The organism is Pararhizobium sp. (genome assembly GCF_035497515.1).
GTDB lineage: Bacteria > Pseudomonadota > Alphaproteobacteria > Rhizobiales > Rhizobiaceae > Pararhizobium.
In genome coordinates, this window is record NZ_DATJDJ010000066.1 from 28,077 (window position 1) to 51,426 (window position 23,350).

The 23,350-nt window shown below is 62.3% G+C and carries 24 protein-coding genes; 12 read left to right on the forward strand and 12 right to left on the reverse strand.

The genetic code is table 11. From position 1 onward, the window contains the following. The first annotated feature begins 60 nt into the window (after nt 1-60). The 7 genes from VL202_RS07525 to VL202_RS07555 all read left to right on the forward strand — a co-directional run bounded on the left by VL202_RS07525 (nt 61) and on the right by VL202_RS07555 (nt 6,098). Complete coding sequence (locus VL202_RS07525) at nt 61-1,008, forward strand: ABC transporter permease (RefSeq protein WP_414692821.1); 948 nt, start codon at nt 61-63, stop codon at nt 1,006-1,008. Beyond that, nucleotides 1,008-1,745, forward strand: a complete 738-nt coding sequence (locus VL202_RS07530; protein WP_325463508.1) for an ATP-binding cassette domain-containing protein — start codon at nt 1,008-1,010, stop codon at nt 1,743-1,745. The genes VL202_RS07525 and VL202_RS07530 overlap by 1 nt, the downstream gene beginning before the upstream one ends. A 30-nt stretch (nt 1,746-1,775) precedes the next feature. Then, nucleotides 1,776-2,618, forward strand: a complete 843-nt coding sequence (kduI, locus tag VL202_RS07535; RefSeq protein WP_325463509.1) for a 5-dehydro-4-deoxy-D-glucuronate isomerase — start codon at nt 1,776-1,778, stop codon at nt 2,616-2,618. Further along, nucleotides 2,615-3,370: a 2-dehydro-3-deoxy-D-gluconate 5-dehydrogenase KduD gene (gene kduD / locus VL202_RS07540; RefSeq protein ID WP_325463510.1), complete on the forward strand. Its 756-nt coding sequence runs from the start codon at nt 2,615-2,617 to the stop codon at nt 3,368-3,370. Before kduI ends, kduD begins: the two co-directional genes overlap by 4 nt. A gap of 7 nt (nt 3,371-3,377) precedes the next feature. Continuing rightward, nucleotides 3,378-3,710 carry a cupin domain-containing protein gene (locus VL202_RS07545; protein ID WP_325463511.1) on the forward strand — a complete coding sequence of 111 codons (333 nt, stop codon included), beginning with the start codon at nt 3,378-3,380 and terminating at the stop codon, nt 3,708-3,710. Between the two features lie 241 nt (nt 3,711-3,951). Then, nucleotides 3,952-4,878 carry a LysR family transcriptional regulator gene (locus tag VL202_RS07550; protein ID WP_325463512.1) on the forward strand — a complete coding sequence of 309 codons (927 nt, stop codon included), beginning with the start codon at nt 3,952-3,954 and terminating at the stop codon, nt 4,876-4,878. Between the two features lie 89 nt (nt 4,879-4,967). Then, nucleotides 4,968-6,098, forward strand: coding sequence for an HPP family protein (locus VL202_RS07555; protein WP_325463513.1), 1,131 nt, complete (start codon nt 4,968-4,970; stop codon nt 6,096-6,098). A 35-nt stretch (nt 6,099-6,133) separates the two neighbouring features. Here the strand turns inward: VL202_RS07555 and VL202_RS07560 are convergent, their stop codons facing one another. The 5 genes from VL202_RS07560 to VL202_RS07580 form a co-directional block, all read right to left on the reverse strand. Then, nucleotides 6,134-6,571: a hypothetical protein gene (locus tag VL202_RS07560; protein ID WP_325463514.1), complete on the reverse strand. Its 438-nt coding sequence runs from the start codon at nt 6,569-6,571 to the stop codon at nt 6,134-6,136. Nucleotides 6,572-6,679: 108 nt separating this feature from the next. Continuing rightward, nucleotides 6,680-7,699, reverse strand: a complete 1,020-nt coding sequence (locus tag VL202_RS07565) for a LacI family DNA-binding transcriptional regulator (protein ID WP_325463533.1) — start codon at nt 7,697-7,699, stop codon at nt 6,680-6,682. A gap of 112 nt (nt 7,700-7,811) precedes the next feature. Continuing rightward, the gene (locus tag VL202_RS07570; RefSeq protein ID WP_325463515.1) at nt 7,812-8,822 is read right to left on the reverse strand and encodes a zinc-dependent alcohol dehydrogenase family protein; all 1,011 of its coding nucleotides are present in this window, start codon (nt 8,820-8,822) and stop codon (nt 7,812-7,814) included. Between the two features lie 11 nt (nt 8,823-8,833). Then, nucleotides 8,834-9,604 carry an L-iditol 2-dehydrogenase gene (locus VL202_RS07575; RefSeq protein WP_325463516.1) on the reverse strand — a complete coding sequence of 257 codons (771 nt, stop codon included), beginning with the start codon at nt 9,602-9,604 and terminating at the stop codon, nt 8,834-8,836. 128 nt (nt 9,605-9,732) lie between these two features. Continuing rightward, nucleotides 9,733-11,046: a sugar ABC transporter substrate-binding protein gene (locus VL202_RS07580; RefSeq protein WP_325463517.1), complete on the reverse strand. Its 1,314-nt coding sequence runs from the start codon at nt 11,044-11,046 to the stop codon at nt 9,733-9,735. Nucleotides 11,047-11,336: 290 nt separating this feature from the next. Between VL202_RS07580 and VL202_RS07585 the strand changes: the two genes are divergently transcribed. Beyond that, complete coding sequence (locus VL202_RS07585) at nt 11,337-12,323, forward strand: tagatose kinase (protein ID WP_325463518.1); 987 nt, start codon at nt 11,337-11,339, stop codon at nt 12,321-12,323. After that, nucleotides 12,320-13,621, forward strand: coding sequence for a D-tagatose-bisphosphate aldolase, class II, non-catalytic subunit (locus VL202_RS07590; protein ID WP_325463519.1), 1,302 nt, complete (start codon nt 12,320-12,322; stop codon nt 13,619-13,621). Before VL202_RS07585 ends, VL202_RS07590 begins: the two co-directional genes overlap by 4 nt. A gap of 48 nt (nt 13,622-13,669) precedes the next feature. Here the strand turns inward: VL202_RS07590 and VL202_RS07595 are convergent, their stop codons facing one another. The 7 genes from VL202_RS07595 to VL202_RS07625 all read right to left on the reverse strand — a co-directional run bounded on the left by VL202_RS07595 (nt 13,670) and on the right by VL202_RS07625 (nt 19,582). Then, a complete protein-coding gene (locus VL202_RS07595) occupies nt 13,670-13,822 on the reverse strand; it encodes an AraC family transcriptional regulator (RefSeq protein ID WP_325463520.1) in 153 nt (50 codons plus the stop codon). A gap of 26 nt (nt 13,823-13,848) precedes the next feature. Beyond that, complete coding sequence (locus tag VL202_RS07600) at nt 13,849-14,889, reverse strand: Ldh family oxidoreductase (RefSeq protein ID WP_325463521.1); 1,041 nt, start codon at nt 14,887-14,889, stop codon at nt 13,849-13,851. A gap of 20 nt (nt 14,890-14,909) precedes the next feature. Then, nucleotides 14,910-15,968, reverse strand: coding sequence for a glycine betaine/L-proline ABC transporter ATP-binding protein (locus VL202_RS07605; protein WP_325463522.1), 1,059 nt, complete (start codon nt 15,966-15,968; stop codon nt 14,910-14,912). Next, the gene (locus tag VL202_RS07610) at nt 15,961-16,848 is read right to left on the reverse strand and encodes a proline/glycine betaine ABC transporter permease (protein WP_325463523.1); all 888 of its coding nucleotides are present in this window, start codon (nt 16,846-16,848) and stop codon (nt 15,961-15,963) included. Before VL202_RS07610 ends, VL202_RS07605 begins: the two co-directional genes overlap by 8 nt. A gap of 231 nt (nt 16,849-17,079) precedes the next feature. After that, nucleotides 17,080-17,997 carry an ABC transporter substrate-binding protein gene (locus VL202_RS07615; protein WP_414692819.1) on the reverse strand — a complete coding sequence of 306 codons (918 nt, stop codon included), beginning with the start codon at nt 17,995-17,997 and terminating at the stop codon, nt 17,080-17,082. 150 nt (nt 17,998-18,147) lie between these two features. After that, the gene (locus tag VL202_RS07620; protein WP_414692820.1) at nt 18,148-18,972 is read right to left on the reverse strand and encodes a pyrroline-5-carboxylate reductase family protein; all 825 of its coding nucleotides are present in this window, start codon (nt 18,970-18,972) and stop codon (nt 18,148-18,150) included. Continuing rightward, nucleotides 18,953-19,582 (reverse strand): TetR/AcrR family transcriptional regulator, encoded by a 630-nt coding sequence (locus tag VL202_RS07625; protein ID WP_325463526.1) that lies wholly within the window; start codon nt 19,580-19,582, stop codon nt 18,953-18,955. Before VL202_RS07625 ends, VL202_RS07620 begins: the two co-directional genes overlap by 20 nt. 148 nt (nt 19,583-19,730) lie before the next feature. Here VL202_RS07625 and VL202_RS07630 point away from each other — a divergent pair, with 148 nt between their 5' ends. From VL202_RS07630 to VL202_RS07640, 3 genes are read left to right on the forward strand one after another with little or no spacing between them, the layout of a single operon-like run. After that, nucleotides 19,731-21,767: an NADH:flavin oxidoreductase gene (locus VL202_RS07630; RefSeq protein ID WP_325463527.1), complete on the forward strand. Its 2,037-nt coding sequence runs from the start codon at nt 19,731-19,733 to the stop codon at nt 21,765-21,767. Between the two features lie 2 nt (nt 21,768-21,769). Beyond that, nucleotides 21,770-22,375, forward strand: coding sequence for a dimethylsulfonioproprionate lyase family protein (locus VL202_RS07635; RefSeq protein WP_325463528.1), 606 nt, complete (start codon nt 21,770-21,772; stop codon nt 22,373-22,375). Nucleotides 22,376-22,386: 11 nt separating this feature from the next. Then, the gene (locus tag VL202_RS07640; RefSeq protein ID WP_325463529.1) at nt 22,387-23,136 is read left to right on the forward strand and encodes an electron transfer flavoprotein subunit beta/FixA family protein; all 750 of its coding nucleotides are present in this window, start codon (nt 22,387-22,389) and stop codon (nt 23,134-23,136) included. Nucleotides 23,137-23,350 lie beyond the last annotated feature (214 nt).

Consider the following 23,350-nt stretch of genomic DNA (forward strand, 5'->3'; position numbering starts at 1 on the left):
ATGACCGACAGTGCCGTGCCGAAATCGCGCACGAAAAAACAATCGCTGCTGAAGCAGATCATGACCATGCCGGCCGGGGCCATTCTCCTGGTTTTCGCCACCTTGCAGATCGTCTGCATCGCCGGTGCGCTCGCCTATCCCGACGATTTCCGCTATCTTTCGCCACAGAACCTGACGATTCTGATGAAGGCCATTCCGGTGCTCGGCTGCCTGGCGCTCGGCGCCGGCGTGCTGATGATCGCCGGTGAGTTCGATCTGTCGATTGGCTCCGTCTACACCCTGACGGCCGTGCTGATGGCGAGCCTTGTCGATGGCGGCCTGAGCGCCTTCATCGCCGCGCCGCTCGGCATTCTGCTGGGCGTGATGATCGGCCTGCTCAATGGCACGATCACGCTGCGCTTCGGCCTGCCGTCCTTTATCGTGACGCTCGGCGGTCTTTTGTTCTGGCGGGGTGCCGTGCTGCTCTACAACGGCGCCGTCCAGGTGCGGTTCGATCCGGAGCCTGCCTTTTCCGGCCTGTTTGCCGGCACGCTGTTCGGCATCAACGCTGCCTTCATCTGGATTGTCCTGTTCGTTATCGGCTTTTATCTGCTGCTGCACCGTCACAAGTTCGGCAACCATGTCTTCGCTACGGGCGGCAATCCCGCGGCGGCAACCGCGATCGGCATCAACACCGACCGCGTCAAGATGATCGCGTTTGCCATCGCTGGCGGCATGGCCGCTGTCGCCGGCATCATCGCCACGGCCCGTGTCGGCAGTGTCCAGCCGGGGCAAGGCGCCGGTCTCGAACTGCAGGCGATCGCCGCCTGCGTCATCGGCGGGCTGTCGCTCCGTGGTGGCCGCGGCTCGATCATTGGCATCTTCCTCGGCGTCATGCTGATCCACACCATCACCGACGTGCTTCTGCTGCTTCGAGCCCCGGGCTTCTACCTTGACATGTTCATAGCAACTCTCATCGTGGTCGCCGCCGCCTTCAATCATCTCATCGAACGCCGGGGGGCTGCATGATGTCCGCACCCAATCTTCTGGAACTGCACAATATCTCGAAAAGCTTCGGCGCATTGACGGCGCTGCGGGATCTCTCCTTTCACGTCGGCCCAAGCGAGGTTGTCGGCCTTCTCGGCGACAACGGCGCCGGCAAGTCGACCACGGTCAACCTGATCTCCGGCATCCATAAGCCGACATCCGGCCACCTCAGTGTCGATGGGCAGAAGACATTGTTCACCTGCCGGTCCGACTCCGCCGATGCAGGCATCGAGACCATCTACCAGAACACCGCTCTGGTGGATTCGCTGTCGATCACCCGCAACATCTTCATGGGACGCGAGCGCACCAATGCCTTCGGTTTCCTGAAACAGGCGGAAATGCGCGACATCGCCATGGAAGTGCTGGAGAAGGCCGTCCATATTTCCGGCATCGACTCCCCCGACAAGCTGGTGGGCGATCTTTCCGGCGGGCAGAAGCAGGCGGTCGCCATCGCGCGCGCGGTCTTCTTCAAGCGGCGGGTGCTGCTGCTCGACGAACCGACATCCGCTCTCTCCGTCCGCGAAACCGAGGCGCTGCTGTCGCAGGTGCTGAAACTCAAGGCAGAGGGCGTCTCCAGCGTGCTCGTCACGCACAATCTCTATCACGCCTACCAGGTCTGCGACCGGTTCGTGATCATGAGCCATGGAACCAAGGTTTTCGACGTGAAGAAGGCCGATACGACGATCAGTCAGTTGACTGAATACGTCGTCCTCACCTGACAATCCCATCAAACGCCAAGAGGCAAATCCGTGACAATTTCCGTAAATGTGCGCCAGGTCGTTGGCCCCGAAGATGCTGCGAAGCGCGATACCAACGGCCTGCGCGACGGGTTCCTGATCGAGGGGCTGTTCTCAAAGGGTCGTGTCAATCTCACCTACAGCCATCTCGATCGGATGATCGTTGGTGGCGTCGTTCCGGCGGGCGAGGACCTGACGATCGGCCAGGTCAAGGAAACCGGCACCGACCGGTTTCTCGAAAGGCGCGAGGCAGCAATCCTCAATATCGGCGGCAGCGGCAAGGTTCTCGTCGGCCAAACCGAATATGCCCTCGGTTTCCAGGAGGCGCTCTATGTCGGTATGGGCGAGGGGGATCTGATCTTCCGAAGCGACGACCCCGGCAAGCCGGCGGAATTCTATGTGCTGAGCGCGCCCGCCCATCGCTCCTGCCCGACCGTGCTCATTACGCTGGATATGGCCAAGAAGGTGCGCACCGGTTCGGCCGAGGAGGCCAATGCCCGCACGATCAACCAGTATGTCCATCCGGATGTCTGCGAAAGCTGCCAGCTTCTGGTGGGATTGACCATGTTCGAGCCGGGCTCCGTCTGGAACACCATGCCGGCGCATGTCCACGACCGGCGCATGGAGGTTTATCTCTATTTTGGCATGGAAGAATCGACGCGGATCTTCCATTTCATGGGGGAGCCGCATGAAACGCGGCATCTCGTGCTGAAAAGCCATGATGCGGTGCTGTCGCCTGGCTGGTCCATCCACTCCGGTGCCGGCACCGGTCGGTACTCCTTCATCTGGGCGATGGCCGGCGACAACATGAGCTTTACCGACATGGACAAGGTGCCGATGGACAGTCTGCGATGAGCCTTTTCGATCTTTCCGGCCGCTGCGCCATCGTCACCGGCGCCAATACCGGCATCGGTCAGGCGATCGCGGTCGGTCTCGCGGTTGCAGGCGCCGATATCATCGGTGTCGGCCGCTCATCGATGGACGAAACGGCTGGCCAGGTGGCGGCAACGGGCCGAACCTTCCATTCGCTTCAGGCCGATCTCTCGCGGATGGAGGAGGTGCGCGCCGTCATCGAGCGTGCCTCCTCCATCCGGTCGCACCCGGATATCCTGGTCAACAATGCCGGGATCATCCGCCGTGCCGACACCATCGATTTCACCGAGGAGGATTGGGACGCCGTCATGGATACCAATCTGAAAGCGGCGTTTTTTCTCTGCCAGTCCTTCGCGAAGATGGCGATCGCGGAGCAGATGCCCGCCAAGATCATCAACATCGCCTCGCTCCTGTCCTTCCAGGGCGGCATCCGCGTGCCGTCCTATACGGCGGCCAAGAGCGGTTTGGCCGGGCTGACGCGGCTGATGGCCAATGAATGGGCAGCGCGTGGCATCAATGTCAACGCAATCGCTCCCGGCTATGTCGAAACCAACAACACCACGGCGCTGAGGGCGGATACCGAGCGCAATGCCGATATCCTGAAACGTATTCCGGCCGGGCGCTGGGCACGCGCGGACGATATGGCGGGTGCCGCCGTCTTCCTTGCATCCCGCGCATCCGATTATGTGCATGGTACGATCCTGCCCGTCGATGGCGGATGGCTGGCACGATAGAGGAGTTATGATGCCTGATTTCTATAGCCTTCCCGAAGGCCTGACCTGGACGGAAACATCGCCCGGCAACCGCCGCGCCGTGCTGTCGCAGCGTCCGGAAATGATGCTGGTCGCCTTCAGCTTCGACAAGGGCGCGATTGGTGCGCTGCATTCCCACCCGCATACGCAGGTCAGTTATGTGGCCAAAGGGAGCTTCGAGGTCACCGTCGATGGCGTGACGACGACCCTGCCCACGGGCAGCAGCTTCATCGTCGCTCCCAACCTTGTCCATGGCGTCGTGGCGCTGGAGGAGGGGCTGCTGATCGACACGTTCACGCCACGTCGGGATGATTTCCTGTAGCGAAATTCCGGCCGCGTTTTTCATGCTCAGGTATCATGGACGGCGAAAAGACCAGGCCGCTCTGTTTCTCGCTTAACCCGCAGCCCATTCATCACAGGCGTGTCGCTACCGGTCGATGGCGGTTGTCATTCGGGCGGATTGTCGCAGGCTGGTGACACTACCGAAAGCCGCTTGAGCCAGGATCTTGATTTCTGTATGGAGAACGAAATGACGTCATCATTCAGAAATCGAGATACTTTCGTTGGACCTTTCGTCGATTGACATATTCCTTGCCGTGGCACGCGACCGCAGTGTCACCAAGGCGGCAAGGGCCATCGGGCGCGTGCCATCGAATGTGACGACGCGCATCCGGCAACTGGAAGAAAATCTGGGCGTCGTCCTGTTCTGCCGTGATGGCAAGAAGATGACACTGACGCGCGAGGGCGAGACCTTTCTCTCCTACGGCCAGCGACTGGTCGCACTGGCGCTGGAGGCGCGCCAGGCGGTAAAGCCGCTCGCCCCGACCGGCACCTTGCGGGTCGGCACGATGGAAAGCACGGCGGCCAGCCGCCTGCCGGCGGCGCTGACGCAATTCAACCGGATGTGGCCGGATGTCTCGCTTCGCCTGACCATGGGCGCTTCCCGCAGCTTGACGCATGATGTGCTGACCGATGCGCTCGACTGCGCCTTGATCGCCCGTCCGCCGCGCCCTCTGTTGGAACAGGACGAGCAGTTCGACACGGAACTCGATCTTCTGGATACCGAGACGGTGTTCGTCGAGGACCTGCTGATCGTCCTGCCATCGGGACATCCGCATATCAACTCCGCTGCCGATCTTCACGTGGGATCGCTGGCCGCCCTTGAGCCGGGCTGCACCTATCGCCGGATTGCCGAACATTGGGCGAGGCAGTCAAGCGGTCCCGACACCAGAGAGTTCGGGTCCTATCACGCGATCCTCGCCAGCGTGGCGACGGGCGAGGCGGCCGGCGTGATGCCGAAATCGGTTCTCGACCTCATGCACTGGCCGACGAATGTCGAGACGCATCAGGTTGGCTCCGTCGAGACGCTGCTCGTCTCCCGCAAGGATAGCCGCTCCAGCGCATTTGCGGCGTTTCGCGAGGTTCTCAACACCACCAGGAACGGGGCTGCCAAAGCGATGACACACCACAGCGCCGCGCGTCAAACATGACGCGCAAAGGTCACTGTAACACTTTAAATATGCAGTAGCCGTCACCGTCCGCTTCGCCCCGAAACATTTCATCCAGCAATCGGTTCATCATGCAGTCTCCTGTGTCCTCCAAGGCGGGCTCCAAACCTGCCCATCGCTTCCGCCTGTTTTCGCCCATTCTTGCCGGCGCTACCCTGCGCGAACGCCTGGTCGCCTGTATCGGCGCCTTGGTCAGTATCGGCCTCACCGGCCTCATCAGTGGTTACCTGTTCGGGCAGGGGCCGTATCTTCCGCTGATCGTGGCGCCGATGGGCGCTTCAGCGGTGCTTCTCTTCGCTGTGCCGGCCAGCCCGCTGGCACAGCCCTGGTCGATCATCGGCGGCAATACGATCTCGGCGCTGATGGGGATTGTCGCGGCCTATTTCATTCCCGATCCGATCATCGCGATCGGCGTCGGTGTTTCGCTGGCGATCGGCGCCATGTCGTTCACGCGTTGCCTGCATCCGCCCGGCGGCGCCGCCGCGCTGACGGCCGTTCTCGGCGGCCCGGTGGTCGCGTCCTGGGGTTTCCTGTTTCCGTTCGTGCCGGTGGGCCTGAATTCCTGCATTCTTGTCGGGCTTGGCCTGGTCTTCCATAAGCTGTCCCGGCGCAACTATCCGCATGTCGCGCCCAAGCCCGTGGAAAACACGCACCAGACGATCGACCCGCCGTCGTCGCAGCGCGTCGGCTTCAGCGAGGAAGACATCGATGCGGCCCTCGAGGCGGCCCAAGAGACCTTCGATATCGACCGGGGCGACCTCAGCCGGCTGCTGCGGCAGGTCGAGTTGCACGCGATCATCCGTGCCAATGCCGGCATCGACTGCGCCGATATCATGTCGCGGGATGTCATTGGCATCAATGAGGACGATAGCCCGGACCATGCCCGCCGTCTTCTGCTGAAACACAATATCCGCACCCTGCCGGTCACCGATGACGGGGGCCGCCTGATCGGCACCGTCGGTCTTCGGGAACTGTTCGAGGCGACGGAGCGGATCCGGCCCGTATTGTCAAAACCCGCGATTGCATCGGCTTCCGATCCGGCCTTGTCGCTGCTTCCGATCCTGACGGACGGGCGCACTCATGCGGTCATCATCGTCGATGCCGACCACCGCATCCACGGCCTGATTTCGCAGACGGACCTGTTGAGCGCGATCGCGCGGCTTCTGCCGACCGATCCGGCCACAGTGCCGGCGGTTGCCTGAATACTGTCAGCGCGCGCTGACCGCAGCGCACCCGCTCAGTTCTTCGTACCCGGGTGACCGCTCGGAATTGTGCTGACGGTCGCCGCCACCGGATCGCTCGCGGGGAACGAGCCTTCCAGACCCTCTTCAAGCTGCTCTTCCAGTGTATCGGTATCCTGTGCGGCACGCGCGCTTTTGAGCGATGTCACGGCGGCCGACTCGCTGCTTTCCGTTTTCGCTGGTATTTCCATGTCGACAGAACTGGTTTGGTCCTGGGAGGAACTCCATCCAGCTGCGGAATCTCGCCCGACATTGCTTTCGAAGGTGGCGATCTGCATCATCACAGCCTTCGCCTTTTCCTCGGCATTCATCCGGTTCAGGCGTCCCTCGTCGTCCTTCTGCAAGTGGACAGACACGACGTCGCCGCCTTCTCCGACGAATTCGACGATGACAGCCGATTTCTCGTCATGCACCTGCTTGCCGATAACTTGCATCTGACCCTCCTGAGGCACGGCCCGGAACGGACCGGTTGAATATGGGAGTCAACGGAGAGCGGGGCCTTTGGTTCCAAAGACGGATCGGCAGCGTCTGTCGGCAAACGCCTAGGCGGATTTCCGTAGCATCAGTTCCGCCTTGAGCAGGATGCGATTCTGCGTCAGCAGCATATCGTCGCCTTGCGTTTCCTCGCCGAGTTTCCTGAACAGCAGGCCGATGGCGAGGCGACCGATTTCGCTGTAATTCTGGGCAACGGTGGTGATCGGCGGACAGGTATATTGCGACAGGGGATGATCGTCATGGCCGGCGACGCGGATGTCGTAGCCTGGACCATGGCCGACCTTCAGGCCCTTCGCCCAAGCGGCCGCTATCACGCCAAAGGCGAGGCGATCGTTGGCGCAGACGATCGTGCGGGTCGGCAGTCGTGAAAGCGTACCGAACAGGCGCGAGGCCTCGTCCATGGCAAAACGCTCGAAATCCCAGGTGGCGACGGCGGACAACGGGATCAGCTCCGGCGTCAGGCCGAAGCCCGTCATCGCCTCGACATAGGCATTGCGCCGCTCGACCGCGTTGATGTTGACCTCGGGCATGCCGAAATAGCAGGGCGGCTCGCCCGACCGGCAGAGGTAATCGACGATGAGGCCGAAGCTCTGGCGGTTGTCGGTGCCGACATACGAGGCTCCGCCATCGGCCGGGGTATCGACGTAGACAAGCGGAATGTCGCGCCCAAGCTGTTCCAGCGTCGAGCTTCCGGTTTCCCGTCCGATCGGGGCAATGATGGCACCGGCGACATTCATCGACCGGAAGGTCTTGATTGCCTCCTCCTCGATGTCCGGCTTTCCGTCCGACGACAGGACGAAGGCGAGGAAGCCCGCTTCATTGGCGATAATCTCGATCCGCCGCGTCAGCGCCATGAAGAACGGATCGAGCGTGTTGGGAATGACGATGCCGATAATGTTGCTGCGGCGGCGGTTGAGGTTCACCGCGAACATGTTCGGCCGGAAGCCGGACTTTTTCAGCGCTTCCTCGATCGTATCACGCGTCTTCTTGCGAACAGAGGCAGGATCGTTGAAGTATTTGGAGACGGTTGGCCGCGACAGGCCGACGAAACCCGAAAAGTCCTCCATCGTCTTTATCGTCTTGGCCAATCCACATGCTCCGTCGAATTTCTTGTCAACGTCTTAGACGTTCGGTCTCTATTAGAAAAGCCGGAATGATGGTCTTGTCCGCCGTTCGCCGTCAGTTGTCGAAGTACTGCACTTTCATGGTTGCGGGATCGCTTGGCTTGGACAGGAAATAAGGCACCATCTCTTCAAGCGGCAGCCGGTGGGTGACCAGCCGCGACATCCGCTCCCTGTCGCCGGACAGGACGGATAGGGCTTCGGGAATGTTGCGGTTGAGGGAGTGGGAGCCGACCAGTTTCAACTGGCGCCGGAAAATCTGGAACGGCGAAATGGAAACCCGCGCATCCGGCGCGCACACACCGAACAGAAGTGCTGTGCCGCCATCGGCGACGAGATCCGGCATGCCCTCGACGACGCCGGGAATACCTGTCGCGTCGGCCACGAAATCATAGGCCCGTTCGCTGGCAAGCAGTTCCCGCGACCCGGAGACGATCGGCATGAAGCCGAGGCTCTCGGCGAATGCCAGCCGTCCCTCGTTGATATCGGCGAAGGCAACCTGTCCCACGCCTGCGGATTTCAGCGCGAGGCCGAGCAGGAGACCGATCGGGCCCGCGCCGAAGATCAGGCCATTGGACGGCGCGGTCGAAGGACCGGCGACACCGGCGGCGCCAAGGCCATTGAGGACGCAGGCAAGCGGTTCGGCGAGCGCCGCCAGATCATAGGGCATGTCGCCGATATCGTGCAGGTGGTCGACCCGCACGACGCTGAACTCGGAAAAGCCGCCATTATGGGAAACGCCATAGGCCTTGAGGTCGCGGCACAGATTGGTCAGGCCCTTGCGGCAGGATGGGCAGGTGCCGCAGGGCAGGTTCGGATCGACGGCAACGCGGCTTCCCGTCTTAAGGTCTTTAACGTCGGACGCGAGCTCGATCACTTCGCCGGCGAACTCGTGGCCGGGAACGAGGGGGAAGGCACCGGCGCCATAGCGGGCGTGCAGCACGTCGATATCGGTATGGCAAAGGCCCGCTGCCTTCACGCGGATGAGCGCATGGCCGGGCGGCAGGGCGCCGACGGGAACCTCGCCGATCGTCGCCTTGCCCTTTTCAACGAATTGGATCGCCTTCATGCCGGTGTCCCTCAGTTCATCCAGTTGCCGCCATCGACATTGTAGGTCTGGGCCAGAATGTAGTCGCTGTCGGCGGAGGCGAGGAATACGGCCAGGCCCTTGATGTCGTCAGGCGTGGCGAAGCGGCCGATCGGCACGGATCTCGCGACCTGCGCCTTCTTTTCGCCCGGTGCCAGGCCTTCCCATTTGGCGAATTCGGCATCGACGATGTCCCAGTGTTCGCCGTCGACCACGCCGGGCGCAATCGCGTTGACATTGATGCCGTGCTTGACCAGAGCGAGAGCGGCCGATTGGGTGGCCGAGATGATTGCCGCTTTGGAAGCGCAGTACAACGTCACAAGAGCCTCGCCGCGGCGGCCGGCCTGGCTTGCCATGTTGATGATCTTGCCGCCGCGACCGCGCGCGATCATCACGTTGGAGACCGCCTTCATCATGAACAGCGGACCCTTCAGATTGACGTTGAAAACGCGATCATAGCTGTCTTCGGTAATGTCGTTGATCGGCGCCATGTCGAAGATGGCGGCATTGTTGACGAGAATGTCGATACCGCCAAAATCCTTGTCTACCTGGGCGACGGTCGCGTCGATGCTGGAAAGATCGGTGACGTCCAGCCGGACGGCCGTGACGGAGGGGCCGATCGACGCAGCGGCCTTGGCGGCGCGGTCGATGTTGATGTCGGCGATCACGACCTTGGCGCCCTCGGCGACAAAGGCTTCTGCAAAGCCCAGGCCGATCCCGCGCGCGCCACCGGTGATCAGGGCGGTCTTGTTCTGCAATCTCATGGTGGGTTCCTTCGCGGCCGGGGCCTTTGCCGCCGCATGATATATTGGATCTGGCGGATGCGCGAGGAGCCCGGCGCAATGGCCGGACTCCCCCGGGAGGGTCCACGCTCAAGGCGTGGACATTTGGTTCACTTGATGTAGCCGGCGCGGGTCATGTCGCGTTCAGTCTGCGTCTGCGCTGCATTGAGTGCATTGTCGACGGACTGCTGGCCCGACAGGGCAGCGCTGACCTGCTGGCCGACGAAGGTGCCGATCGCCTGGAATTCCGGAATGGCGACGAACTGCACGCCGGTGTACGGAACCGGATCCTTGGTCGGCTTGGACGGATCGGCCGACATGATGGCATCGAGGACCGTTGCCGCGAACGGAGCGGCCTTCTGGTATTCCGGCAGGGCGTAGGTGGACTTGCGGGTGCCCGGGGGAACCGCGACCCATCCTTCGGATTCGCCGACCATCTTCACGTAGTCCTTGGACGTCGCCCATTTGAGGAACGACTTCGCGACTTCGGTCTTTTGCGACGTCGCGGGGATTGCGAGATCCCACGACCAGGACCAGGAGGAGCCGTTCGGGGTGACCGCGACCGGGGCGCGCGTGAAGGCGATCTTGTCGGCGACCTCGCTCTGCTTCGGATCGAAGACGCGTCCGGCAGCCGAGGTGGCGTCGATCCACATGGCGCATTTGCCGGTGGCAAACAGCGTCTGGTTCTCGTTGAAGCCGTTGGCCGTTGCGCCCGGAGGGCCATATTCGTTGAGGATATGGACGTAGTCGGTCACGGCCTTCTTCCAGGGCTCGGAATTCAGCTGCGGCTTCCAGTCCATGTCGAACCAGCGGCCGCCATAGCTGTTGACCATGGTGCCGAGGAAGGCCATGTTTTCGCCCCAGCCCGGCTTGCCGCGAAGGCAGATGCCGTATTGCTGGTTGGCCTTATCCGTCAATTTGGCCGCGAATTCCTTGATCTGGTCGTAGCTCGGCTGTTCCGGCATTGTCAGGCCGGCCGCCTCGAACAGGTCCTTGCGGTACAGCGTGAACGAGCTTTCGGTATAGAAGGGCACGGCATAGAGCTTGCCGTCGACCGTCAGGCCGGCCTTGATCGGGTCAAGCAGGTCGGCGTAGTCGTAGTCGTCGCCGAGATCATCCACCGGCGTCAGCCAGCCGGCCTTGCCCCAGATTGGCGCTTCATAACCGCCGATCGTCAGGACATCGAACTGGCCGCCCTTGGTGGCGATATCCGTCGTGACGCGTTCGCGCAGGACGTTTTCCTCGAGCACGATCCAGTTGATCTTGTTTCCGGTTTCCTTCTCCCAGGCCGCCGACAGCTTCTGCATGATGATCATGTCGCCGTTGTTCACGGTCGCGACATTGATCTCCTCCGCCTGGGCCATGCCGGCCAGCAGGCCGACACCGAGGACGGACGACGAGAGCATACGTGCATATTTACTCATGAAAATCTCCTCCTTTTCAAATGTTCCCGCATTTTATTACATGAGTAAACTTTTTATCCTAAAAGCCTGCTCCTTTGTCAAGCGACGAAGTTGCCGATCTGCCGCCTAAGGTGCAGCGTGCTGAAACTTAAGGCGATTTAGCTCGACATAGTCCACAAGTGCGTATCTTCAGCATTGCGATATGCGCCAACGGTTTTCCAGAAAATTTACGCGCGTAAATTCAACGATTGACATCGTTTGTTGCCGGCGATAATTCCGTCGTTCATATCAGGGTGGTTTCGGAGGAATGGATGAACAGTCGTCACACGCTCGCGCCGGAATCCTTTGGGCCGACGATCACGATCGGCGAGATTCTGGTGGAAATCATGGCGACAACGGTCGGCGACGGGTTCCGCGAGGCCCAGTCGCTGATCGGGCCATTCCCGAGCGGCGCGCCGGCCATCTTCATCGATCAGGTCGCCAGGCTCGGTGGCGCCTGCGGGATCGTCTCGGCCGTCGGCGACGATGATTTCGGCCGCCTGAATGTCGAGCGGCTCGAGCGCGACGGGGTCGATGTCTCCGCGATCGCCGTGTTGCCGGACATGCCGACCGGCAGCGCCTTCGTCCGCTACCGGCCGGACGGCGCCCGCGACTTCGTCTTCAACATCGCCAAGTCCGCCTCAGGCTGCACGACCATGACGGAGGCCGCCCGCGTCCTGATCGCGCGGGCAGGGCATGTGCATGTCATGGGCTCTGCCTTCGCCATTCCCGGTATCGCGCCGATCCTGCTCGATGCCGTTTCGATCGTGAAGGCGCGCGGCGGATCAGTCTCCTTCGATCCCAATATTCGCAAGGAACTGATGGGCGGGGAGGGCAAAAGGCAGCTTGAGGACATGCTTGCGGTGACCGACCTGTTGCTGCCCTCCGGCGAGGAGCTTTCGTTGGCCGCCGGTATCGACGGCGAAGCCGGGGCGATCGACAGCCTCCTGTCGCGCGGCATTTCGGAAATCGTCCTGAAGCGGGGACGCGAAGGCTCGTCGCATTACAGCCGAACTCATGGCGCGCTTCATGCACCGGCCTTCACTGTCGAAGAGATCGATCCGACCGGCGCCGGCGACTGTTTCGGCGCCACCTATCTCACCTGCCGCCGCAAGGGGCATTCACCGGAACAAGCCCTGCGCTACGCCAATGCGGCCGGCGCGCGCAATGTCACGAAGCAGGGACCGATGGAAGGCACGTCATCCTTTTTCGAACTCGATCACTTCATCGCAACGACCCGATCGGAGGTTTCGTTATGAGCACGCTTCTTTTGGATCTGACCAAGGCCAGGTGCGCAGGCCGGCCCTTCGGCATTGCCTCGGTCTGCTCCGCCCATCCGACCGTGCTGCGCGCCGCCATCCGCCGTGCGTCCGCGACACAGCGTCCGGTGCTCATCGAGGCGACCTGCAATCAGGTCAATCATCTCGGCGGCTATACCGGCATGACGCCGGTCGATTTCGTCAGTCTGGTCGAGACGATCGCCAGGGAGGAGGGGCTGGATCGCAACCTGCTGATCTTCGGCGGCGATCATCTCGGCCCGAATCCGTGGCGCAACGAAGCACCCGACATCGCCATGGAAAAGGCCAAGACGATGGTCGAGGCCTATGTCGCGGCGGGTTTCGGCAAGATCCACCTCGACGCATCGATGGCCTGCGCCGGCGATCCCGCCGCGCTTGACGACCGGACGATCGCCGGGCGAGCGGCGGCCCTCTGTCAGGTGGCGGAGGCTGCAGCACGGACAAGCGCGCGTCCGCTTCCGGTTTATGTCCTCGGAACCGAGGTTCCGGTTCCCGGTGGCGCCGATCATGTCCTCGATATGGTGGAGCCGACATCGCCGGATGCAGCGATATCGACGATCGCCATCCACCGCGACATCTTCGAAGCCGCCGGCCTGCAGGATGCGTTTACCCGCACCATCGCCTTCGTCGTCCAGCCGGGCGTCGAGTTCGGCAGCGACAATGTCATCGCCTACGATCCGCCCAAGGCCGCGCTGCTGGCGGCGGTACTCGATAATTACGACAATCTGGTCTTCGAGGCTCATTCGACCGATTACCAGCCCGAGACGGCGCTCGCCAGCTTGGTGCGGGACGGTTTTCCGATCCTGAAGGTCGGCCCCGGCGTCACCTTCGCCTATCGGGAAGCGCTCTATGCTCTTGACATGCTGGCCGGTGACCTGGTCCCCGGTTATGGGGAACGTTCGCTGCACAAGGCGATGGAAGCGCTGATGACCGGGCATCCGCAGGACTGGCAAGGTCACTACCACGGCGACGAGGCGGCCCTGCGGCTGCAGCGCCATTACAGCTATAGCGATCGCATTCGTTACTACTGGAACAGGCCGGAGGCGCTCGCCGCCGTCGATTCACTGTTTCGCGCGCTTGAGAATGCGCCAATCCCGGAAACATTGATTCATCAATACTTCCCGCAGTTTGATGCGCGCGACCTCAGCGGACGATCCGTCGAGGATATCCTGATCGCAGCGGTGGATATCGTGCTGGGGATTTACGACCGGGCGGTCCATCAAGACATCTCGCAAAGCCGCCCTGCAATGCCCACGTGATCGGCAGCCGGCTGGACCACCTGAAACTGTCGACCGGAAAAGCGGGCGTTAGCGCAGGCCAAATTCCCGATGCGAACGGCGCATCTTGGCCGGGCTGACGTGATAGGTGCGCTTGAACCAGTTCACCAGATGGGCGCTGTCGGTAAAGCCGCATTCATAGGCGATCTGGGCGATCGACCGATCGCCATTGAGCACCATCATGCATGCCACGCCCGAAGGCATGCGGATCAGCGCGGAGGGGTGAGCGGAGCGTTCCCGGCGGTGCCGCTTCCCGACGCAAAGAAGCAGACGGCGTCATAGATGCTGCGCGGCATCTTGAACGTCCTGGACCTTAGCCCTGCAAGTTCGCCTCTGCTCATGCCAGGAATGTAGACGCCGAGATCCTTCAGGCGCTCTGCCTGTTCGCGGGCGCGCTCGATGCGGCCCTCTTCGATGGTGCCGGGCATCATCGCCAGCACCGTCAGGCCGATCCCGGGCGACCGGTCACCGGAGCGGAAATCGGCCACGTCGAGCGACCAAGGGCCACCGGACAGGCCGGCCGAGAGCATTTCCACCATCAGCGCAACATTGGCGCCCTTGCGGCCGCCGAAGGGAAGGAGGGAGCCTGCCAGCGCCTTGTGCGCATCGAGCGTATCGACGCCTTCGGAATCCACGGCGCAGCCCTCGGGAATGGGGCGCCCCTCCGATGCGGCCGCGACGATGTTGACGAAAGCCGTCGCGCTCGATGCCTGGTCGATGATCATCGGCGGCAAGTCGTCGCCGAGGGGGAAGCCGAAGGCGAGCGGATTGGTGCTATAGACCTTCGGGCCGCCGGGCTTGGCGACGACCATGGGATTGGCGTTCGTCGCCGCCAGTCCGACCAGCCCCCGGTCGGCGAGACGGCGCACGAAATAACCGAGTTCGCCGGCCGTATAGCTGTTGGTCTGGGTGAAGATGGCGATGCCGAACGTGCCGGCGGCCGCGACCAAGTCCTCGAAGGCGAGATCGAAGCCGAGCTGCGCGACGCCCCGATCCGCATCGCAGGAGAGATAGGCCGGAAAGGGGCGGTCGAGCTTAGGCTGCGGGTTGCCGTTGATCCGCCCCTCGCGAAAGCTGTTGAGGTAATCCACCATATGCGGAAAACCGAGCGTCGGCGGCCCGAAGCGCGCCGCCGACAGGGTGGCATCGACGAGCGAGCGGGCGCTGGGCCGATTGGCTCCGGCGTGAAGGCAGGCCTTCATGGCCAGCTCTTCCGCCTCGGCTTGGCCGAGTTCGACCGTTTCAGACATTCCATTCTCCGAAGGGAGGTTCAGTGCCTTGGTGTGACCATCGCATTGACGAGTTTTTGGAAACGCGCTGTCCCGACAGTTTTTCCGGCCTGGTCCGTGACGATTGCGGTTGTTGCGTTTGCTGCGGAGAGTGTTCGGACGGCGTCCTCGATGGTGGTGTCGGCGGGCATCGTCGGGCCGAGTGTGGCTTGGCCTGTTGTGGCTTGGTCGATCGGGTCCATGACGGCTTCGACATGGATGACGCGGCCTCGGTTGACCTCGCGGACGAAATTGGCGACGTAGTCGTCGGCGGGGCGCAGCACGATGTCCTGGCTTGTGCCCTGCTGGATGATCTCGCCGTCGCGCAGGATGGCGATCTGGTCGCCGAGACGAAGCGCCTCGTCGAGATCGTGGGTGATGAAGACGACGGTCTTTTTGATCTCCCTCTGCAGGTCGAGCAGCACGCTCTGCATGTCCATGCGGATGAGCGGATCGAGCGCCGAATAGGCCTCGTCCATCAGGAGGACCGGCGCGTCGTTGGCAAGCGCCCGGGCAAGACCGACCCGCTGCTGCATGCCGCCCGACAGCTGGTTGGGATATTTCTGCTCGAAGCCCTTGAGACCGACCCGTTCCAGCCAGCGCATGGCGGTGTCGAGGCTTCTCTGGCGGGATATGCCCTGGATCTCCAGTCCGAAGATGGTGTTGTCGAGCACGCTGCGATGGGGAAGCAGCGCGAACTTCTGGAACACCATGGCGGTCTGGTGGCGGCGGAACGCGCGCAGGTCCGTCTCGTTCATCCGGCAGACATCGACGCCATCGACCAGCACCTCGCCGGCGGTCGGGTCAATCAGCCGGTTGATATGGCGGATCAGCGTCGACTTGCCAGAGCCGGACAGCCCCATGATCACCTGGATCGAGCCGGACGGCATCTCGATATTGATGTCGCGGAGACCCAGAACATGGCCATGCTTCTCGTTGAGCTCGGCCTTGGTGAGGCCCGCCTTGACCGCCTCGACATGGGCGGCGGCATTGGGTCCGAAGATCTTGTAGAGATGGCGGATCTGGATGCCACCAAAGGCGTGTTCGGTGGTATCAGCCATGGACGACTTCCCTGTGCTTCTGCAGGCGCTTGCCATAGGCCTGGCTGACGCGGTCGAACATGATGGCGATGCCGACGATGGCAAGCCCGTTGAAGATGCCGAGGGTAAAATACTGGTTGGCGATGGCCTTGAGGACGGGTTGGCCGAGCCCCTGCACACCGATCATCGAGGCGATGACGACCATGGCGAGCGCCATCATGATGGTCTGGTTGATGCCGGCCATGATGGTCGGCAGCGCCAAGGGCAGCTGCACCTTGAACAGTTTCTGGCGGCCGTCGGCGCCGAAGGCATCGGCGGCTTCCAAGACGTCGCGATCGACCAGCCGGATGCCGAGATCGGTCAGCCTGATCATCGGCGGGATGGCATAAATGACGACGGCGATCAGGCCCGGCACCTTGCCGATGCCAAGCAGCATGACGACGGGGATGAGGTAGACGAAACTCGGCATGGTCTGCATGACGTCGAGGATCGGGCTGATCGTGCGCTGGACGCGGTCGGAACGGGACATCAGGATGCCGATCGGCAGGCCGATGGCGATCGACATGACGGTGCAGACGAAGATCATCGAGATCGTCCGCATGGTGTCGTCCCACATGTCGAAATAGCCGATGAGCAGCAGGGTGACGAGACAGCCTGCGACGATGCGCAGGCTGCGCGTTGCGGCAAAGGCGATGGCGAGGACGATCAGCGTGATGATCGGCCAGGGCGTCTTCAGCATGAAGCGTTCGGCATAGATCAGGAACTGCTGCAGCGGGTAGAAGAGCCCTTCGATCATGTCTCCATAGGCGCGGGTGAAGCCGCGAAAGCCCTCGTCGATCGCCTTCTTGAGATTGCGCAGGCTGTCGTCGTCCATATGCGGGAATTTAAAAAACCAGTCCACTTCGTTCCCCTTGTCGAAAGAGCCGATCCGTTTTTTATCATTCTATCGGCGGTGATCATGATGCGGTGCGCCACGCGACGCACCGCATGCGACGTTGCAACGTCAGCATTCAGTTCAGGCCGAGTAGAACATGGTGATTTCCCGCGATCCGAAGCGCAGCGTACTTAAATACGTGAGCACGGGAAGCGCGGGAAAGCGCCATTTGCAGACCGGCATGGGCTGAATGCCGGCTTAGAGCGATGCCTCGATCTTCTCGGCGGCTGCCGGCGTGACCCAGGCCTTCCAGACATCCTTGTTCTCTTCGAGGAAATGCTTGGCGCCATCCTCGCCGCTTGCCTGGTTGTCGGTCATCCAGGACATCAGCTGGCCGAGCGTCTGGTTGCTCCAGGAGCGTTTCTTCAGATAGTCCATCACCTCTGGACCGGCCTTCTCGGAGAAGGGTTTGGCGACCAGCGTCACGATCGTATCGACAGGCCAGGCGTTCGGCTTCGGATCGGCGCAGTCGGCCACCGTGTTGCAGCGCTTCCACTCGGCCGGATCGTTCTCGACGCCATAGTCGAGGCGGACCATCTCGTACTTGCCGAGAAGGGCCGTCGGTGCCCAGTAATAGCCGACCCAGCCTTGCTTGCGCTCGTAGGCCTTGGCGATCGAGCCGTCGAGACCGGCGGCAGACCCCGTGTCGATCAGGTTGAAGCCGGCCTTCTCGCCCTCGAACGCCTTGTAGAGCTGCGCAGTCACCACCGTGCCACCCCAGCCTTGAGGACCGTTGTAGATCGCGCCCTTGGAGCTATCCTCCGTATCGGGGAAGAGTTCGGGATGCTTCAGCATGTCGGGAATGGTCTTGATGTCGGGATGGGCGTCGGCGAGATATTTGGGGATCCACCAGCCCTGGACGCCGCCGTCGGGCAAAGGCGAGCCGACCTTGATGATGCGGCCCTCTTCGGTGCCTTTCTTGACGACATCAGGCAGTAGATCGACCCAGGCTTCCGGCGCGATGTCCGGCTCGCCTTTCTCGGCCATCGAGGTGATGGTCGGAACCGTGTCACCGACGGTGATCTCGGCGCTGCAGCCATAACCTTCGTTGAGGATAATCTTGTCGAGGTTCGAAATCACCTCGGCGCTCTGCCAGTTCATGCTGGCGATCGTCATGCTGCCGCATTCCGCATGCGCCAAAGACACCCCAGAAACACTCCCCAGCAGCAATCCACTCAATGCTATAACAGTCTTCATGTCCGTTCCCTTTATCTTGTGCGGCTGGTTGGTGCCGGGCGGGACACCGCAGACCCCGCCCGACCGGGTTCAGGAGGGTTCCCCCATCCGTACCGATTTCTCGAAGGCGGCGGCCAGGCCGCGCGCGACGGCGGCATCGAAGCCCGCCGTCCTCATCGTCTCGATCGCCGCTGCCGTCGTGCCGCGATAATCCAGGAAGGTCCTGACCGTATCGGCCGGACAGTCGTCTCGCTGTTCCAGCAACCGGCCCGTGCCGACCAGGACTGTGTTGACGGCCCGCTGGGCAATCGCGCGATCGAGGCCATGGGCGATCGCGTCCGCCATCATGGCTTCGGCCAGCAGTGCCGGGAAGGCGGGGCCGGAGCCGGTAAGGCCGGTCAGGTAATCGATCTCCGCTTCGGAGCGGACCTCGTCCTCGACGCCGCAGGCGTCGAGGATCGCCCGAACGATGGCGCGGTCGGTATCGGTGATATCACCGGTAGCGATCCATGGCGTATAGGACTTGCGCACTTCGGCCGCCGCATTCGGCAGGGTGCGCACGGCACGGCGGGTGTTGTGTTTGTCGCACAGCGCCGACAGGCGAATGCCGGCCATGACGGAGATGACGAGCTTGCCGGTGACATCGATCCTGAGCTGCGTCCAGTCGGCCGGGCGAACGGAGAGGAGGATGATATCGGAGCGGTCGGCCAGCGCCTGATTGTCTGCGGTCCAGAAGGCGCCGGGGAAACGGTCCGGGCGTCCGCTGCGATAGGAGAGCGCGAGGTCTTCGGGCGCTACAATGCCGGCGTCCAGCATGGCTGTGGCAATCGCTCCACCCAGCCAGCCGGCGGCGCCGATCACGCCAATTCTCAAACCCCTGCCTGCTGCCACCTTGTCACTCCGGTTTGTATCCATGCCGTGAGAAGAAGCGGTCGAGTTCCCGCTTTTGGGGAATTTCGCCGGTGTAGATCGCGATATATTCCGGGATGCGCTTCATCCGCAGTGCCGTGTCTTCCCGGGACTGCATCGAAATGTAGCCGATCTGGACCAGATAGGTCGTCCGCGCCCGAACGTCCGCCGCCGCTTCGTCGTGTCCGAACCGCATGAACATGCGGCCGATCGCTTCCATTCTCGTCTGGTCGGCCTCATGCACTTCCGCCTGTATTTCCGGCGATTGCAGGGCCCAGCTGCGCACTGCGAACTCGAACTGCGAGTCGAACAGGTCCTTGTTTATCCAGCAGTCGAAGACGTTGAGCATCGCCTCGGCCAGCGTGTCCGCATAGGCCTCGGACTGCTTCACCAGGTTGCCGGTGTTCTTGTCCCGCCAGCGTGCGATCAGCGCGCCGAGCAATTCCTCGCGATCCTTGAAGAACCAGTAGAAGCTGGTCCGGGACAGATTGAGCCGCTTGGCAAGCGGCAGGATCTTCACCGATTCGACACCGGATTCGAGCAGGGCATCATAGGCAGCCTCCAGCCATCCCTCCTGGGAACCACGCCAGCCGCTGTCGTTCATCGCCTGTTCCATGATTGGTTCCTAACAAATCCATTTCGGCGTGACAAGCAAAATGTACATCTATGTCGATATTCCAGACTCTCTTGTTTTTAACATTGACACATATGTACATTCCCGATTAGCTTTCACGGCAAAGTCCCCATATATCGGAGCCCGGCGCATGTCGAACGACCCTCTGCTTCAGCCCTTTCAACTGAAGCATCTGACCCTCCGTAACCGCATCATCGTCACCTCGCACGAACCTGCCTATCCCGAGGACGGCATGCCGAAGGGCCGCTACCGCGCCTATACGGTGGAGCGGGCGAAGGGTGGCGTAGCGCTGACGATGACGGCCGGTTCGGCCGCCGTATCCAAGGACAGCCCGCCGGTCTTCAACAACCTGCTTGCCTACAAGGACGAGATCGTTCCGTGGGTTCGCGAGATGACGGATGCCGTGCATGAGACGGGTGCGGCAATCATGATCCAGCTCACCCATCTCGGCCGCCGCACGCGCTGGGACAAGGGCGACTGGCTGCCCGTCGTCGCTCCCTCCCATCACCGCGAGGCCGCGCATCGCTCCTTCCCGAAGAAGCTGGAAGACTGGGATATCGAACGCATCATCAAGGATTTCGCCGACGCGGCCGAGCGCATGAAGGCGGGCGGCATGGACGGCGTCGAGCTCGAGGCCTATGGCCACCTGATCGACCAGTTCACCTCGCCGCTCACCAATGAGCTCGACGGTCCCTATGGCGGCTCGCTCGACAACCGTCTGCGTTTCTGTCTCGACGTCTTCAAGGCGATGCGCGCGCGCGTCGGCGACGATTTCATCCTCGGCGTCCGCTACACCGCCGACGAATGTCTGCCCGGCGGGACCGGAAAGGCCGAGGGCCTGGAAATCTCCCGCCGCCTCAAGGATAGCGGCCTGATCGATTATCTCAATGTCATCCGTGGCCATATCGATACCGACCCGGGCCTGACCGACGTCATCCCGATCCAGGGCATGGCGAGTGCGCCGCATCTGGACTTTGCCGGCGATATTCGCGCCGCGACCAAGTTCCCGACCTTTCATGCGGCAAAGATCCAGGACGTGGCCACCGCTCGTCACGCGATCGCGGCTCGCAAGGTCGATATGATCGGCATGACCCGCGCCCACATGACCGATCCGCATATCGTCCGCAAGATCATCGAGAAGCGTGAGGACGACATCCGTCCCTGCGTCGGTGCCAACTACTGTCTCGACCGCATCTACCAGGGCGGCCTTGCCTTCTGCATCCACAACGCGGCGACCGGCCGTGAAGAGACGATGCCGCACCAGATCCCGAAGGCGGATATCCGCAAGAAGATCGTCATCGTCGGCGCCGGCCCCGCCGGCCTCGAGGCGGCGCGTGTTTCCGCCGAGCGCGGCCACGAGGTCGTGGTCTTCGAAGCGGCGAACAATCCGGGCGGCCAGATTCGCCTGACGGCGCAAAGCGAGCGCCGCCGCGAAATGATCAGCATCATCGAATGGCGCATGGGGCAGTGCGAGAAGCTTGGCGTTACCTTCCGCTTCAACACCTGGGCGGAAGCCGGTACCATCGCTGCCGAAAAGCCGGATGTGGTGATTATCGCGACCGGTGGCCTGCCGCATACTGCCGTGCTGACCAAGGGCAACGATCTCGTCGTTTCTTCCTGGGACATCATTTCCGGCGACGTGAAGCCGGGTACCAACGTGCTCATCTATGACGATGCCGGCGACCATGCCGGCCTGCAGGCGGCCGAGTTCATTGCCAAGGCAGGCGGCAAGGTCGAGATCATGACGCCGGACCGGTCCTTCGCGCCGGAGGTCATGGCCATGAACCTCGTGCCCTACATGCGCTCGCTGCAGAAGCTCGATACGACCTTCACCGTCACCTACAAGCTGGAGGCGGCGGAAAAGAGCGGCAATCAACTCATCGCCCATGTCGGCAGCGATTACGGCGGTGTGTCGAAGACGCGCACGGTCGACCAGATCGTCGTGAACCACGGTACCATTCCGCTCGACGAACTCTATTTCGAGCTGAAGCCGGGTTCGAAGAACCTTGGCGAGGTCGCCTATGACGCCCTCATCGCCGGTTCGCCGCAAACGGTCGAGCGCAATCCCGATGGGGCCTACCAGCTCTTCCGCATCGGCGACGCCGTTGCCGCCCGTAACACGCACGCAGCCATCTATGATGCGCTGCGCCTCGCCAAGGATCTCTGACCATGGCGCGAAGCGAGGCCTTGCAGGGTTTTCTGGATGCGGCCTCCGCCGCATTCGGCGAGCGCGCCGGGGACGCGCAGGCCCGTGCCTCGCTCGCCCGGATCACGGAGCTTCTGGAGACGACAAGACCGGAGCGGCCGGATATCGGAAAACGGCTTCCGGTGTGCGATCGCTATCTCGGCGCGGCACTGGCGGTGACGATGAATGACCCGGCACTCGATCGGTTGGTCGACCGTTTCAAGGCGCTGGAACCGTCGCTCGAATGGAAGCTGCGCCCGGCCCATGACGGCACGGCGAGCGAAAACTTCCCGGAAAGCCATGCCAATACGATGATCATCGGGCCTGGCGCGCTGGAAGACCGGCGCGACGTCTGGCTCGGCGCGACATTGATGGCACCGAACGTGCGGTATCCGGATCACGATCATGCACCGGAGGAAATCTATCTGGTCCTCTCCGAAGGTGAATTCATGCACGGCGATTCCGGCTGGTTTTCGCCTGATATCGGCGGCTCGTTCTACAATATACCGGGCATCCGTCATGCCATGCGCTCCGGAGAGAAGCCGCTCTTTGCTTTCTGGGCCCTGCTGCCCGATCCCTCCAGCCATTGAGGAAAATGCCCATGAAAATCCTGGTCACCGTCAAGCGTGTCGTCGACTACAACGTGAAGATCCGTGTGAAGTCGGATGGATCCGGTGTCGAGCTTGCCAATGTGAAGATGTCGATGAACCCGTTCGACGAGATTTCGGTCGAGGAGGCTTTGCGGTTGCGGGAAGCGGGCAAGGCGGACGAGGTCGTGGTGGTTTCGGTCGGTCCGGCCAAGGCCGAGGAGACGCTGCGCACGGCGCTGGCCATGGGTGCCGACCGCGCGATCCTGGTGGAAACCGAGGATCAGGTCGAGCCCTTGGCGGTCGCCAAGATCATCAAGGCTGTGGCAGAAGTCGAACAGCCGGGCCTCATCATCGTCGGCAAGCAGGCGATCGATGACGATTCGAACCAGACCGGACAGATGCTGTCGGCACTGCTCGGCTGGGCGCAGGGCACGTTTGCCTCCAAGGTCGAGCTTGGCGCCGACAAGGCGACGGTGACGCGCGAGGTCGATGGCGGGTTGCAGACGATCGAGATCAAGCTGCCGGCGGTGGTGACGACGGATCTGCGTCTGAACGAGCCGCGTTATGCCTCGCTGCCGAACATCATGAAGGCGAAGAAGAAGCCGCTCGACAAGAAGAGCCCGGCCGATTTCGGCGTCGATACCGCGCCGCGGCTGAAGGTGCTGAAGACCGAGGAGCCCTCGGGCCGCAAGGCGGGCATCAAGGTGAAGTCTGTCGCCGAACTGGTCGACAAGCTGAAAAACGAAGCCGGCGTGCTGTGAAACCGTCAGGCCCGCCTGCAAACGGCGGGTTGCTGCGCTTCCGGTGCTCACGGACGTTTAAGTCCGCTCCGCTCCGGTTCTCGCACCCCACCGTTTTCGGCAGGGCCTGACGGATTTCGCGACCCGACACTTTAAGAGGATCAAACATCATGACCATTCTTCTTCTCGCCGATCACGACAACGCGACGCTCTCCGACCAGACCGCCAGGGCGCT

Excerpts from the sequence above, each read along its gene's own strand:
- VL202_RS07545 (WP_325463511.1), top strand. The coding sequence starts at position 3,378 with ATGATGCCTGATTTCTATAGCCTTCCCGAAGGCCTGACCTGGACGGAA.
- VL202_RS07575 (WP_325463516.1), bottom strand. The coding sequence starts at position 9,604 with ATGAGATTGCAGAACAAGACCGCCCTGATCACCGGTGGCGCGCGCGGG.
- VL202_RS07560 (WP_325463514.1), bottom strand. The coding sequence starts at position 6,571 with ATGCAAGTTATCGGCAAGCAGGTGCATGACGAGAAATCGGCTGTCATC.
- VL202_RS07615 (WP_414692819.1), bottom strand. The coding sequence starts at position 17,997 with ATGACGATCGCCAGCATGAACTGGCAGAGCGCCGAGGTGATTTCGAAC.
- VL202_RS07580 (WP_325463517.1), bottom strand. The coding sequence starts at position 11,046 with ATGAGTAAATATGCACGTATGCTCTCGTCGTCCGTCCTCGGTGTCGGC.
- VL202_RS07585 (WP_325463518.1), top strand. The coding sequence starts at position 11,337 with ATGAACAGTCGTCACACGCTCGCGCCGGAATCCTTTGGGCCGACGATC.
- VL202_RS07630 (WP_325463527.1), top strand. The coding sequence starts at position 19,731 with ATGTCGAACGACCCTCTGCTTCAGCCCTTTCAACTGAAGCATCTGACC.
- VL202_RS07565 (WP_325463533.1), bottom strand. The coding sequence starts at position 7,699 with ATGGAGGACTTTTCGGGTTTCGTCGGCCTGTCGCGGCCAACCGTCTCC.
- VL202_RS07595 (WP_325463520.1), bottom strand. The coding sequence starts at position 13,822 with ATGATGGTGCTCAATGGCGATCGGTCGATCGCCCAGATCGCCTATGAA.
- VL202_RS07605 (WP_325463522.1), bottom strand. The coding sequence starts at position 15,968 with ATGGCTGATACCACCGAACACGCCTTTGGTGGCATCCAGATCCGCCAT.
- VL202_RS07640 (WP_325463529.1), top strand. The coding sequence starts at position 22,387 with ATGAAAATCCTGGTCACCGTCAAGCGTGTCGTCGACTACAACGTGAAG.
- VL202_RS07555 (WP_325463513.1), top strand. The coding sequence starts at position 4,968 with ATGCAGTCTCCTGTGTCCTCCAAGGCGGGCTCCAAACCTGCCCATCGC.
- VL202_RS07600 (WP_325463521.1), bottom strand. The coding sequence starts at position 14,889 with ATGTCTGAAACGGTCGAACTCGGCCAAGCCGAGGCGGAAGAGCTGGCC.
- VL202_RS07590 (WP_325463519.1), top strand. The coding sequence starts at position 12,320 with ATGAGCACGCTTCTTTTGGATCTGACCAAGGCCAGGTGCGCAGGCCGG.
- VL202_RS07570 (WP_325463515.1), bottom strand. The coding sequence starts at position 8,822 with ATGAAGGCGATCCAATTCGTTGAAAAGGGCAAGGCGACGATCGGCGAG.
- kduD (WP_325463510.1), top strand. The coding sequence starts at position 2,615 with ATGAGCCTTTTCGATCTTTCCGGCCGCTGCGCCATCGTCACCGGCGCC.
- VL202_RS07625 (WP_325463526.1), bottom strand. The coding sequence starts at position 19,582 with ATGGAACAGGCGATGAACGACAGCGGCTGGCGTGGTTCCCAGGAGGGA.
- VL202_RS07525 (WP_414692821.1), top strand. The coding sequence starts at position 61 with ATGACCATGCCGGCCGGGGCCATTCTCCTGGTTTTCGCCACCTTGCAG.
- VL202_RS07635 (WP_325463528.1), top strand. The coding sequence starts at position 21,770 with ATGGCGCGAAGCGAGGCCTTGCAGGGTTTTCTGGATGCGGCCTCCGCC.
- VL202_RS07530 (WP_325463508.1), top strand. The coding sequence starts at position 1,008 with ATGTCCGCACCCAATCTTCTGGAACTGCACAATATCTCGAAAAGCTTC.
- VL202_RS07620 (WP_414692820.1), bottom strand. The coding sequence starts at position 18,972 with ATGGATACAAACCGGAGTGACAAGGTGGCAGCAGGCAGGGGTTTGAGA.